This window comes from Inquilinus limosus DSM 16000 (assembly GCF_000423185.1).
GTDB classification, from domain to species: Bacteria; Pseudomonadota; Alphaproteobacteria; order DSM-16000; family Inquilinaceae; genus Inquilinus; species Inquilinus limosus.
Genome location: NZ_AUHM01000001.1, coordinates 647,550 through 659,976, shown reverse-complemented (window position 1 = coordinate 659,976; position 12,427 = coordinate 647,550). Strand labels below are relative to the sequence as shown.

General features: G+C 66.8%; 9 protein-coding genes. 3 read left to right on the top strand and 6 right to left on the bottom strand.

What is annotated here, in order from left to right; all coding sequences use genetic code 11:
- The first annotated feature begins 65 nt into the window (after nucleotides 1–65).
- Nucleotides 66–1,226, top strand: a complete 1,161-nt coding sequence (locus tag G537_RS44625; protein ID WP_211230267.1) for a lytic transglycosylase domain-containing protein — start codon at nucleotides 66–68, stop codon at nucleotides 1,224–1,226.
- Between the two features lie 553 nt (nucleotides 1,227–1,779).
- Nucleotides 1,780–2,736, top strand: a complete 957-nt coding sequence (locus G537_RS36195; protein ID WP_051247749.1) for a crotonase/enoyl-CoA hydratase family protein — start codon at nucleotides 1,780–1,782, stop codon at nucleotides 2,734–2,736.
- Between the two features lie 75 nt (nucleotides 2,737–2,811).
- Here the strand turns inward: G537_RS36195 and G537_RS0103220 are convergent, their stop codons facing one another.
- From G537_RS0103220 to erpA, 6 genes are all read right to left on the bottom strand, one after another.
- Nucleotides 2,812–5,301 carry a hybrid sensor histidine kinase/response regulator gene (locus G537_RS0103220; protein ID WP_162146075.1) on the bottom strand — a complete coding sequence of 830 codons (2,490 nt, stop codon included), beginning with the start codon at nucleotides 5,299–5,301 and terminating at the stop codon, nucleotides 2,812–2,814.
- 277 nt (nucleotides 5,302–5,578) lie between these two features.
- Nucleotides 5,579–6,439: a histidine kinase dimerization/phospho-acceptor domain-containing protein gene (locus G537_RS0103215; RefSeq protein WP_026868876.1), complete on the bottom strand. Its 861-nt coding sequence runs from the start codon at nucleotides 6,437–6,439 to the stop codon at nucleotides 5,579–5,581.
- Between the two features lie 301 nt (nucleotides 6,440–6,740).
- Complete coding sequence (locus G537_RS0103210) at nucleotides 6,741–7,523, bottom strand: histidine kinase dimerization/phospho-acceptor domain-containing protein (RefSeq protein WP_162146074.1); 783 nt, start codon at nucleotides 7,521–7,523, stop codon at nucleotides 6,741–6,743.
- A 77-nt stretch (nucleotides 7,524–7,600) separates the two neighbouring features.
- Nucleotides 7,601–9,736, bottom strand: a complete 2,136-nt coding sequence (locus G537_RS36190) for a putative bifunctional diguanylate cyclase/phosphodiesterase (protein WP_034850379.1) — start codon at nucleotides 9,734–9,736, stop codon at nucleotides 7,601–7,603.
- A 138-nt stretch (nucleotides 9,737–9,874) separates the two neighbouring features.
- Nucleotides 9,875–10,645 (bottom strand): exodeoxyribonuclease III, encoded by a 771-nt coding sequence (gene xth / locus G537_RS0103200; protein ID WP_026868874.1) that lies wholly within the window; start codon nucleotides 10,643–10,645, stop codon nucleotides 9,875–9,877.
- Between the two features lie 105 nt (nucleotides 10,646–10,750).
- Entirely contained in the window at nucleotides 10,751–11,092 is a 342-nt protein-coding gene (erpA, locus tag G537_RS44620) for an iron-sulfur cluster insertion protein ErpA (RefSeq protein ID WP_026868873.1), read from the bottom strand.
- Nucleotides 11,093–11,209: 117 nt separating this feature from the next.
- Here erpA and G537_RS0103190 point away from each other — a divergent pair, with 117 nt between their 5' ends.
- Nucleotides 11,210–12,373 (top strand): deoxyguanosinetriphosphate triphosphohydrolase, encoded by a 1,164-nt coding sequence (locus G537_RS0103190; protein WP_026868872.1) that lies wholly within the window; start codon nucleotides 11,210–11,212, stop codon nucleotides 12,371–12,373.
- The last annotated feature ends 54 nt before the right edge of the window (nucleotides 12,374–12,427 follow it).

Here is a 12,427-nt window from a genome sequence, read left to right as displayed (position 1 = left end):
TGGATCTCTGTGATCACGATGTAAGAATGGGCGCTTGTGCCCGGGGGAGTCTGGAGGGGGCCATCATGGCCGGTAGGGGAAGCTGGCTGAGGGCCGCGGCCACGCTCGGACTGGTCGCCGGATTGATCGCCGGTTGCGGTGGCGACAGGCCTCGGCCGTCGGGTGGCAACATCGCCTATTGGGAGCCGCAGATCCAGAAGGCGTCGCGGCGCTTCAACATCCCGCCGGAATGGATCCGCGAGGTGATGCGGGTGGAGAGCGGCGGCCGGGCCACCTGGAAGGGCGGGCAGCCGATCACCAGCTCGGCCGGCGCCCAGGGGCTGATGCAGGTGATGCCCGGGACCTATGAGGAGCTGCGCCAGAGGCACAGCCTGGGCCGCGATCCCTACGATCCCGAGAACAACATCATGGCCGGGGCCGCCTATATCCGCGAGCTGTACGAGATGTACGGCTCGCCGGGCTTCCTCGGCGCCTACAATGCCGGGCCCGGCCGCTACAAGCAGTATGTCGAGAACGGGCGCCCGCTGCCGCCCGAGACCCGGCGCTACATGGACATCATCGGCCCGCAGATCGCCGGCATCGAGCCGGGTTCGAGCCGGCCCGACCGGATGACGCAATACGCCGAGCAGCAGATCCAGCAGCGGGTCGACGGCGCGATCCAGGCCCGGACCGGCCGGCCGGGCAGCCGGTCGCCGGTGGTGATGGCGATGGCGCCGATCCCCGATCGGCTGTCGCCCGAGGAGCAAGGCACGATGGCGCGGGTCGACGCCGCCATCGCCGATCGTACCGGCCAGGCGCCTCCGGCGCCGCCGTCCCGCCCGGTCGTGGTGGCGATGCAGCCGATCCCCGACCGTGTGGCGCCGATGCCGGCGGCCGCGCCCGCCCGCCCGGCCTCGGTGCGGCCCGCGCCCGTCACCATGGCGCCGATCCCGGACCGGCCGCGGGTCGAGCCGGTCGACGACGTGCTGCTGGCGATGGCGGCCTCGCAGCCGGAGCGGCCGAGCCCGCCCCCGGTCGCGCCCCGGTCGGTCGCCCAGCCGCAGGCGCGCCCGGCGCAGGCCCGGCCGGCCCGGGTGACGGCGCCCGGGCCCGTGCCCGCGCCGGCCCCGGTGATGGTGGCGCCGACCCGGGTGGCGGCGACCGCCCCGGCCGCCCCGGCGCCGGTCCGCCGCCAGGCCAGCGGGCTTCCCGCCGGCTGGTATGTGCCCTCGGCGCCGGTGAAATAGCGGGATCTGGCCTTCGGTTTGCGGCCACGCCGGCCACGGCGCCGAGAACGACCGCGGCGGCTGAGGGCCGTGGGATGAAGATCCGGCGCAAGGGGCACGCTGCCCCTTGCGCCCCGGACGCCGCGATCAAGGCCGGCGCCTTCCGGCAGGCACAGTCCGGTCACGGGCTTGCGCAGACGCTTCCAGGCTGAAGACAACAGCGCCAAGTGGAATTCTCGGGCGCAGCCGGAGGTTTCCTGACTTGGGCGCATCCGTCCCGATCCCATGTCACATACGCCAAATAGCGTAGCGGTGTCGAATTTGATGGGTCCCGGTCCCTATTTTAGGCCAGTTCAGGCTGAATTCGCTCTTGGGCATAGTTGGCCGGAAATACGGGCTTTGGCATAAAATGCTAGTAAAAATTATTCTATTTTATAGAAACAATACGCCGATAATTGATCCGGGTGGCCAAGATAACGGGAAATGCACACAATGATCTGCCGCTCCGCAGAAGAAGACCTCCCTAGCTGACGATCGGGCTTGACGCGGTCGGCACCAACCGAAGGAGCACGAGATGACCCCCAGCATCGCCATTCCCGAGCCAGTGCAGCAGCGGCCCCTTGTTTTCGGACAGCAATCACAGGCACAGGCCCGGGAACCCGCCCATATCGAGGTGGCCCGCAGCCACTACCGCAACCTGGTCGTGGAACTCGATCCGGTCGATCGGACCTTCTGGTGCTTCATGCGTCCGGAAGGTCGCCCGAGCTTCACGCCGGAACTGCTGCGGGACATCAGTGACATGCAGCATTCGATCCGGCGCATGTTCACGGAACGGGCGGATCAAGAGCCGCCAATTCGTTACTTCGTCTTCGCCTCAGGCCTGCCAGGAATTTACAGCATGGGCGGCGACTTGGGCCTGTTTATAGAGAAGATCCGGCTTGGGGACCGGGCGGCCCTTCGCCGCTATGCCCATGTGGCGATCGAGGCGATCCACCGCAACCACGTCGCCTTCGGCACGCCGATCATTACGATGGCACTGGTCCAGGGCGACGCATTGGGCGGTGGCTTCGAATGCGCGTTGTCGCTCGACATGATCGTTGCCGAGCGGAGCGCCAAGATGGGCTTGCCGGAGATCCTGTTCAATCTGTTTCCAGGAATGGGAGCGTACAGCTTCCTGTCGCGCCGCATCGGAGCGGTTGCGACCGAGAAGATGATCACCAGCGGACGCATTTACACCGCCGAGGAACTGCACGAGATGGGAATCGTCGACGTGCTGGCGGAAGACGGCAAGGGAGTGGAGGCAGTACGCGAATACGTCGCCGAGAATGGGCGCAAATACAATGCGCACCGTGCCTTGCTACAGGCTCGCCGCCGGGTCAACCCGATCACGCTCGGTGAGCTGCGCGACGTGGTCGACATCTGGGCCGACGCGTGCCTCGGCCTCGGCGAGGCGGATCTTCGGAAGATGGCGAGGCTGACCGCAGCGCAGGATCGGCGGCGGGCCGCAATCTTACCGATCGCGGCGGAGTGACGCTTCATCTCGTGGTCCGAGGGGCAGCTGGGGCGGCAGGCGGGGGAGCCGGCCGCCTCACCCACCAGTTTGGAATCAGCCGTTCTGGGCCGGCCGGGCAGCGGCGTTACGCCTCCGCAGCAGGATCGGCCGAACGCGGTTTAGTTCAGCGGTCAATTGCCTCATATACGACGGGCCCTGGCGGGCGAGATCCGGTCCGCTGATGCCCTGCCAATCCTGACAGAGATCCGACAGGCCTCGGGCGCCGATATTCGCGGTCGCGCTGCGCAGCGCATGGGCATGGGCCCGGAACAGCAGGGCATCTCCCTTTTGCGCCGCTATCCTCAAATCTTCTGCGATCGTCGCGATATCCGCCAGGAAGTCGTCGATCAGCTCGATCAGGAAGTCGTTCCCGCCTAGCGCCTCCAGCCGGTCGAGCACGCGCATGTCGACAGCGGCTGGGCCGGCGACCTGCGGCAGTGCCGTGACATTGTCCGGCAGGGCCGGCGGCGGCTCGGCCAAGGCGGTCTGTCCGCTCAGGAGACCTTCGATCGCGGCGAACAGGCTCTCGGGTTCGATCGGCTTGGTCAGGCAGGCATCCATGCCGGCCTCGGCGCAGCGTGCGGCGACACCCGACGTGGCATCGGCGGTCAGCGCGATGATCGGCACGCGCGGCCGGCCCAGCGCGGTGAAGCGGTGCAGCTTCGTCGCCTCGATGCCGTTCATCACCGGCATGTTGATGTCCATCAGGACGACATCGAAGGTCCGGGCGTCGAGCGCGTCCAGGGCCTCTTCGCCATTCGCTGCCAGCTCGACCTGATGGCCGGCCCTGGTGAGCATCTCCCGCAGCACCTTCTGGTTCATGCGGTTGTCGTCGGCGACCAGGATCGACAGGCTTCGTACCGGGCCGGACCGGCGGCGGATCGCCGTCGCCTCCTGCCGGCCGGATGGGCGCCCGGCCTGGGCGATGCGGAGGACGGTTTCGACGGCCTGGCTGTCCGCATCGGCGGACAGCGTCGTGGCAAAGACCTCCTTCAGCTCCCGCGGCAGAGGCTCGTCGGCAGCCGGACCGTCGAGCAGGATCGACCGGACGGCGGGAGCCGAGCGCAGCGACGCCAGGGCCTGCGCCCGGCGCTGTGGATCGCCTGGCAGGGCTCGTCGGTCCACGATGAGGACAGCGGCCGCATCGGCGGAGCGCAAATTCGGCCAGGCCAGCGCCGCATCGATCGAGCCGAAGGTCTCGATCGTGCCGGCCACCGGTGTCAGAAGCGGCATCAGCCGGCCGATCAGCGCTGCGTCGGCGGCGGCCAGGCCGAGCTCGGGGATCGGCTCGAAGGCCGGCTCGGTCTCGGTATCGGCGGCATGGTCGAAGTCCAGCGTGAACCAGAAGGTGCTGCCGACGCCGGGGCTGCTGTCGACGCCGATCTCGCCGCCCAGCAGGGTGACCAGCCGCTTGCAGATGGCGAGGCCCAGCCCGGTGCCGCCGAACCGGTCCATGATCGAGGCGTCGGCCTGCCGGAAGCTCTCGAAGATATGGCCGGAGGCCTCGGGTGCGATGCCGATCCCGGTGTCGGAGACCTCGAAGCGCAGCCGCGGCCGTTCGCCGGCCCCCGTCTCGGGCCGGACCGCGACCGTCACGCCGCCGGTCTCGGTGAACTTGACGGCGTTGCCGAGGAGATTGAGCACGATCTCCCGCAGATGCCGCTCGCTTCCCCGCAGCCGAAGCGGCACGCGGCGATCGATGTGGACGGCGAGATGCAGCCCCTTGGACTGGGCCTGGGTCTGGACCATCGCCCGCATCTCCGACAGCAGCGACGGCAGGTCGAAATCGGCGGCCTGGACCGTCATCTGCCCGGCTTCGATCCGGGAGAAGTCGAGGATGTCGTTGATCAGGGTCAAAAGCTGCTGACCCGCCGAGACGACGGTTTGCGTCATCTCCCGCTGTGACGGGTCCAGCCGGGTATCGTGCAGCACCGACCCCATGCCGATGATGGCCGTCAGCGGGGTCCGCAGCTCATGGCTGACGCTGGCCAGGAACAGGCTCTTCGCCTGGCTCGCCTCCTCGGCCTGCTGCTTCGCCTTCGACAGCTTGCGGATCAGAACCGCAGCGTAAAGGGGAAGCAGCACCATGCCCCCGAGCAGGCCGGCTGACAGGGCCCCGTGCTCACGCCAGAACGACGTCGTCGCCACCACTGCGCCGAACGACGCTAGGCCGAACGCAGTGGCAATCGCGAGAAAGCCGATGCCGAAACGAAAGCCGTTGCCGAATATCACCCAAAGATAGATTGGAAATAGAATCGTAGAGGCTTCGCCACCGATATGCATCTCATAGAACATGGCGCCGAAGTCGCCGAGGATGGCTGCGATCCGGCGCGGATGGCAGACGCCGGGATGCATCGCGATATGGCCGAGAATGGCGAAGTTCAATACGATGTAGGCCGCCAGAACGATGATTGCGCTCTGATTGTATTGGCCGGTGACCAGAACATAGATCAGGATGGCGATCGCGAAGACGATGCCGTTGAGACGCATCTCGTGCTCGCTGTCCGGCCGGTTCCGGAAGCGCTGCGTGATGTATCTGATCACGGATCGCGATCCCGTCTGTGGTTTGCTGTCGATCATCGATTACAGGATTCTAATCTGCCGGGACGTTTCTCCCGCCTGACAATAGCGGTACTTGACCATTCAGGCCAAGATTAAGGTACCACAAATCCTGCTCCTTCAATCATCGAGGTCGCATGATGTCTTGCGGTCGACGATCCGGAATCGGCTTGGAATTCCTGACCCTCACGGCGATCCGGCATTGATCGTCTTGGGCAGTCTGTCGGCTTCTGCTCCTTCGGCGGTGACGTCAAGGCTCCGACTATGACCGAAATGTGCGATGACTCGCAGAGTCGTTGCGATACGGCGACCGGTCTGCCGAGCACGGATCGCGCTGCGCTCGATGCGCATCGGCACTTCCGGGGCGGGAAACGTCGCGGATGTTATTGATCAGCTCCAGCAGCCGTTGTCCGGCCGATACCACCCTTCGGGCCATCTCCCGCTGCGCTGGATCGAGCTTGGTATCCTGTAGAACCGATCCGGTGCCGACGATGGCGGTCAGCGGCGGGTGCAACTCGTGGCTCATGCTAGCGAGGAGGAGGCCCTTTTCCCGATTTTCCACCTCGGCCTTGCGTCTTGCCTCGGAGAGCTGGTGGATGAGGGGCATGGCGCAAAGCGGCACCAACAGCATTCCACCGAAGAGCCCGGCGGTCAGGGCGATGTAGGAGCTCCAGAACGACGTCGTCGCCACCACGGCACCGAACGAAACGAAACCCACGGCGCTGGACAGCAGGAGGAAGAAGATCCCGAACCGGAATCCGTTGCCTAAGATCACCCAGAAGTAGATCGGGAACAGGATGGCAGTGGCCTCTCCGCCCATGTGCAGGACACAGAACAGTGCGCCGAGATCGCTGGCGATGGAAAAAATTCGACGCGAACGACAGATCCCGGGATGCAGCAGGATATGACCGAGAACCGCCAAGTTGATCGCGAGATACACGGGCGGGATGACGATGGCGGTCGAATCTTGGCCGACTGCCACCAGCAGGTAGATCAGGATGGCGGTTCCAAAGGCAAGGGCGTTGAACCGCATCTCGTGTTCGCTGTCCGAGCGCGTCCGAAGACGTTGCGCAATGCGCGTGACCAAAGATCTCGGTTCCGCCTGCCCTTTGCTGTCGGTCATCTTTAAACTCTCCAGCCGCCGGCAGGCTACGCCGCCTCGGACCACTCTGAACCCGTAGTACCTGACGAGAGGTCGAGAGACCTATCGGTCGATCGGCCAACCCACCCGCACCCACATAAAACGGCCCGCCATCAATCTGGAGATGAAATTCCTGAACCTCATTACACGCCAGCATGCGCATCGCCTCATGCAGCCTCGGCAGTTTCCTCCCCTTCGGCGGTCAGGTCCAGACCAAGATGGGTGATGAGCTATGCGATTATCGGATGTGCCGGGGCCGGCTTCTCGATTCATAGAGTCGTCGTCAATCCGAACCAGCTTTTCCCGCTCGGGAGATGTCGGAAATATCATTGATCCGCGTCAACAAGTGCTGCCCGGCGGAAATGACTGATTGGGTCATCTTCTGTTGTGCAGGGTCGAGCTTGGTGTCCTGCAGCACTGCTCCCGTGCCAACGATGGCGCTCAACGGCATGCGCAGTTCGTGGCTGACGCTGGCCAGGAGAACATTCTTCTCCCGGTTTGCGGTTTCGGCCTGCCGTTTCGCCTTGGACAATCTGTGTATCAGAGGCGCAACGCAGAGCGAGACCAGCAGCATGCTGCCGAGTAAACCGGACGACAGCGCAATCTGTGAACTCCAGAATGGCGTTGTGATTATCGTGGCGCCGAAGGCCGCCAAGCCTCCACTTGTCGCCAGGGCAAGGAAGGGAATACCGAATCGGAACCCATTCCCAAGAATGACCCAGATGAAGAGTGGGAAAAGGAAGGCTGCTGTCTCGCCCCGGATGTACATTTCGCAGGACAGGACTCCGAAGTCGCCGACCATGGCGAGAACCCGGCGCGTATGGCAAATCTCCGGCCGGAGGAGGATGTGGCTGAAGATGAGGAGGCAGAAGGCGGTATAGGCTGCGTAGACGATGAACTCGTTGCGGCCGAGGCTTTGGGTCGCGAGCAGATAGATCAACGTCGCGGTCGACAGGATGACGCCGTTGAACCGCATCTCGTGCTCGCTGTCCGGGCGGGTCCGGAGGCGGTGCGCGAGGCGCCCGAGCAGGGATCGCGACCCTGCCTGTTCTCTGCTGTCGGTCATCTGCCCAGGCACTCCACCCTGCGGCGCGGTCGCGCCGCTCCGGGCCATATGGACGCGTCGAAAGCTCGAATGAGCGATTATGAGGCCTGTGGGTCCGCCGTCCAGCCCCGCACGAAGTCCCGGAGCTGGTCGTCCGGCATCGGCTTGGCGAAATGAAATCCCTGGACCTCATCGCAGCCCAGCAGGCGGATCGTCTCGAGCTGCTCGGGAGTTTCCACTCCTTCGGCGGTCACCTCCAGGCCGAGATCGTGGCCCAGATTGGTGATGGCCCGCACGATCGCCGCATCTCCGGGGCTGGTCTCCAGGTTGCGGATGAAGCTGCGGTCGATCTTGAGCCGGTTGACCGTGAAGATCTTGAGATAGCTCAGCGAGGAATAGCCGGTGCCGAAATCGTCGATGGCGAAGCGAACGCCGAGGCCGCGCAGCTCCTCGATCTTGCTCGCCGCCGATTCCGCATTCTGCATCAGCACGCCTTCGGTCAGCTCCAGCTCCAGGGCCTCCGGGGCCAGGCCGGTGTCGCCCAGCGTCTGGCGGACGAGCCGGCAGATGTCCTGTTTGCGGAACTGCAGCGACGTCAGATTGACGCCGACGCGCAGCGACAGCCCACCCCGGGCCCAGGCGGCGGCCTGGGTGCAAGCCTCGCGCAGCACCCAGGTGTTCATGGCGATGATCAGGCCGCTCTCTTCCGCCGCCGGCAGGAACTGCGCCGGCAGCAGCAGCCCCCGGGTCGGATGCTGCCAGCGCATCAGCGCCTCGGCGGCGACGATCCGGCCGCTGCGCAAGTCGATCTGCGGCTGGTAGTGCAGCACGAACTGCTCGCTCTCGATCGCGGTCCTGAGCTCGGATTCCAGCGCCACCGCATCCTGGACGCCGGCATTCAGCTCGGTGGCGAAGAAGCGGTATTCGCCCGGCCCGTCCGCCTTGGCCCGGTACATCGCCAGGTCGGCATTGCGGAACAGCTGGTCCGGGTCGGCGCCGTCCTGCGGGTATAGCGTGATGCCGACGCTGGCGGTCAGCGACACCGTGCTGTCGTTGCGGATATGCGGCCGGGCGATCTCCTGCAGGATCTGCGCCGCCGCGGCGGCGGCGTCCTCGCTTCGCGCGAGCCCCAGCTGCAGCACTGCGAACTCGTCGCCGCCGAGCCGGGCGACGATGTCTCCCGGCCGCGCCGTCAGGCTCAGCCGCCGCGCCACCTCCTGCAGGATCTGGTCGCCGAAATGATGGCCCAGCGCGTCGTTGATCGACTTGAACCGGTCGAGGTCCAGGAAATGCAGGGCGAAGGGGGAGTCGGCATCCTGGGCCAGGATCCGCCGGATCCGGTTCAGCAGATGCACCCGGTTGGGCAGGTCGGTCAGCGCGTCGTGATTGGCCAGGTGGTGCAGATGCTCCTCGGCCAGCTTGCGGTCGGTGATGTCGAGCGCGGTGGTCAAGACGCTCACCACCTGGTTCGATGCGTCGCGCAGCGGTGCCTTGCTGGTCAGGAACACCTGCCGCACGCCGCTGCGTTCGACCACCTCCTCATAGCTCGGCAGCGGCTCGCCGGAGGTGAAGACCAGCTGGTCCAGCTGCCGGCTGTGCTCGCCGCGCTCGGCCCCGAACACGGCGGCGACGTCTTCGCCGACCAGGGCCGCGGGGGTCGAGCCGCTGATCGCCGCCTGATAGGCATTGACGAAGACGCAGCGGCCGTCCCGGTCGGCGGCGCTGATCATCGCCGGCAGAGTGTCGATGACCTGGGCCAGCGCCTCGCGGCTGTTGCGCAGCGCCTCCTCCTGGCTGCGCCTCGTGCGCTCCAGCTCGCGCTCCAGCGTCGCGGCGCGGCGCTTGACGCGCTGCTGCTGCCGGCGCAGCCGCAGCAGGTTGCGGGCACGGGTCATGAACTCGTGGTGATCGACCGGGCTCTGCAGGAAATCGGTGGCGCCGGCCTCCAGCGCCTGCAGCCGGAAGCTGCGGTCGTCATAGGCGGTGATGACGATCACCGGGACGTCGGCGACATGCGGGTTGCTGCGCAGGCGGCGGGTGAATTCGGCGCCGTCCAGGTTGGGCATCTTGTAGTCGGCGATCACCAGGTCCGGGGTGTGGGCGGCCAGCCAGTCCAGCGCCTCCAGGGGGTCGCCGAACGCCTGCACCGTCACCTGGCTCTCGAGCGAGGTGGCCAGCCGGGAGAAGATGTTCCGGTTGGTGGGCCGGTCATCCAAGATGACGACGAGCGACATTCCCGCTTCTGCACTCCCTGTCGCACCCGATGACCGCCGGGTGGTATGACCACCACCCCACTATATGCGGCCTTTTCACTGCATTATGAGGGAATTCGTATGATGACTAGGCAGGATTCCGATCCTGCCGGCCAGGCCCTACTCCGACAGCGTCGCCACCACCGGCGTGTGGTCCGACGCCCTGTCGCGGCCCCGCGGCTCGCGGTCGATGATGCAGGCGTCGAGCCGGTCGGCAAGTTCCGGGCTGACCAGCAGATGGTCGATGCGGATGCCGTTGTCGGCCTGCCAGGCCTGGTTCTGATAGTCCCAGAAGCTGTAGCCGACCGCGGTGGGATTCAGCGCCCGCCAGGAATCGGTCAGGCCGAGATGCAGCAGCGCGCGGAAGCGCCGGCGGGTCTCCAGCAGGAACAGGGCGTCGCTGGTCCAGGCGGCCGGGTCGGCGGCGTCGCGCGCCTCCGGGATGACGTTGAAGTCGCCGCCCATGACGAAGGGCGTGCCGGCGGTCAGCAGGGTCTCGGCCCGGCGGCGCAGCCGTTCCATCCAGGCCAGCTTGTAGTCGTACTTCTCGGTGCCGGCGGGATTGCCGTTCGGCAGGTACAGGCCGCAGACCCGCACGCCGCGGACCGTGGCTTCCAGATAACGCGCCTGGGTGTCGGCGCCGTCGCCGTCCAGCCCGGTCAGCGGATCCTCGATCGGCGTCTTCGACAGCAGGGCGACGCCGTTATAGCTCTTCTGGCCGTGCACCAGCAGCTTGTAGCCCAGCGCCTCGAACTCGAAGCGCGGGAACGCCTCGGTCTCGCATTTGATCTCCTGCAGCACCGCGACGTCGGGATCCGCGGCGCGCAGCCAGTCCAGCACGTTCGACAGCCGGGCCTTGACCGAGTTGACGTTCCAGGTGGCGATGCGCATGCCTCAGCCCTCCGCCCCAGGGGCCGGCAGACGATGGGGCAGGGTGGGGCGCATGGGCTGTCCTCCGGGGCTGGGCGGCCCGCCGACTCCGGCAGGCGCGGCCGCTCAGATTGCGAAGGAAGTGCCGCAGCCGCAAGAGGAGCTGGCGTTCGGGTTCTTCACCTGGAAGGAGGCGCCGATCAGCTCCTCGACATAGTCGATCTCGGCGCCGGCCAGCAGGTCGAGCGAGACGTCGTCGACCACCACGGTCACGTCGTCGCGCTGGAAGGTGCGGTCGTCGCCGTTCACCTTGTCGTCGAAGCTGAAGCCGTACTGGAAGCCGGAGCAGCCGCCGCCGGACACGGCGATGCGCAGCATCAGGGCGTCGTTGTGCTCGGCGCGTCGCAGCTCGGCGATCCGCCGGGCGGCGCTTTCGGTCAGGCTCAGGATGCGGCCGTCGTCGGACATGGCTCGGTCAATCGCAGGACGTCGGAACAGGTCATCCCCAATGTAGGGAGCCGTGCGGCGTCTGCAAAGCGCCCACCGCGATTGCCAGCCCCGCGCGGGGTGGCTAGCTTGACCCCGATGACCGCCGCCTACGCCACAGGCCCTGACCGCAGCCGCGGCCGGCTGCACGCCGAGCCGGAGAGCGGCATGCGCTCGCCGTTCCAGCGCGACCGCGACCGCATCGTCCACTCCTCGGCCTTCCGCAAGCTGCAGTACAAGACCCAGGTCTTCATCTATCACGAAGGCGACTACTATCGGACCCGGCTGACCCACACGCTGGAGGTGGCGCAGATCGCCCGCACCGCCTGCCGGGCGCTCGGCCTCGACGAGGATCTGGGCGAGGCGGTGGCGCTGGCGCACGATCTCGGCCACACCCCCTTCGGCCATGCCGGGGAGGACGCGCTGCACGCCGCCATGGCGCAGCACGGCGGCTTCCACCACAACGACCAGACGCTGCGCATCCTGACCGCGCTGGAGCGCCGCTACGCCGATTTCGACGGGCTCAACCTGACCTGGGAGACGCTGGAGGGCGTGGTCAAGCACAACGGCCCTCTGCTGCCGCTTCCGCCCGGCGGCGCCCTGCCGGCGACGATCGACGCCTTCCGCGCCACCTGGGACCTCGACCTCGCCTCCCAGCCGGGGCCGGAGGCGCAGGTGGCGGCGCTGGCCGACGACATCGCCTACACCAACCATGACATCGACGACGCGGTCCGGGCCGGCCTGCTCGACCTCGACGCGCTGCGCGGCCTGCCGCTGGTCGGGCCGGTGCTGGCCGATGTCGAGTCCCGCCATCCCGGCCTGCCGCGCCGCCGGCTGATCCACGAGACGGTGCGGCGGGTGATCGACCAGATGGTCACCGACCTGCTGGCGGAATCGCGCCGCCGCCTCGCGGCCCTGGCGCCGAAATCGGTCGAGGCGGTCCGCGCCGCGCCGACGCCGGTCATCGCCTTCTCCGAAGGCGTCGCGGCCGACCTCGCCGTGGTCCGCAGCTTCATGTTCAAGGAGGTCTACCGGCACTACCTGGTCAACCGCGAGACCAGCAAGGCGCGGCGGGTGGTGCGCGACCTGTTCGACCTGTTCACGGCCGAGCCGAACACCCTGCCGACCGACTGGCGCCGCCAGGCCGAGGCGGCGGGCGCCGCCGGCCTGCCGCGGCTGGTGGCCGACTACATCGCCGGCATGACCGACCGCTACGCCCTGCTCGAACACCAGCGCCTGTTTGCGCTGGACAGGCCGGTCTGATTGATTCATCGCTGAATCAATTTCTTATCGCCCGTTTCTCCGATTCGGGTTACG

Coding starts and splice junctions, on each gene's coding strand:
- G537_RS0103210 (WP_162146074.1), bottom strand. CDS start 7,523: ATGACCGACAGCAGAGAACAGGCAGGGTCGCGATCCCTGCTCGGGCGC.
- G537_RS36195 (WP_051247749.1), top strand. CDS start 1,780: ATGACCCCCAGCATCGCCATTCCCGAGCCAGTGCAGCAGCGGCCCCTT.
- erpA (WP_026868873.1), bottom strand. CDS start 11,092: ATGTCCGACGACGGCCGCATCCTGAGCCTGACCGAAAGCGCCGCCCGG.
- xth (WP_026868874.1), bottom strand. CDS start 10,645: ATGCGCATCGCCACCTGGAACGTCAACTCGGTCAAGGCCCGGCTGTCG.
- G537_RS0103215 (WP_026868876.1), bottom strand. CDS start 6,439: ATGACCGACAGCAAAGGGCAGGCGGAACCGAGATCTTTGGTCACGCGC.
- G537_RS44625 (WP_211230267.1), top strand. CDS start 66: ATGGCCGGTAGGGGAAGCTGGCTGAGGGCCGCGGCCACGCTCGGACTG.
- G537_RS36190 (WP_034850379.1), bottom strand. CDS start 9,736: ATGTCGCTCGTCGTCATCTTGGATGACCGGCCCACCAACCGGAACATC.
- G537_RS0103190 (WP_026868872.1), top strand. CDS start 11,210: ATGACCGCCGCCTACGCCACAGGCCCTGACCGCAGCCGCGGCCGGCTG.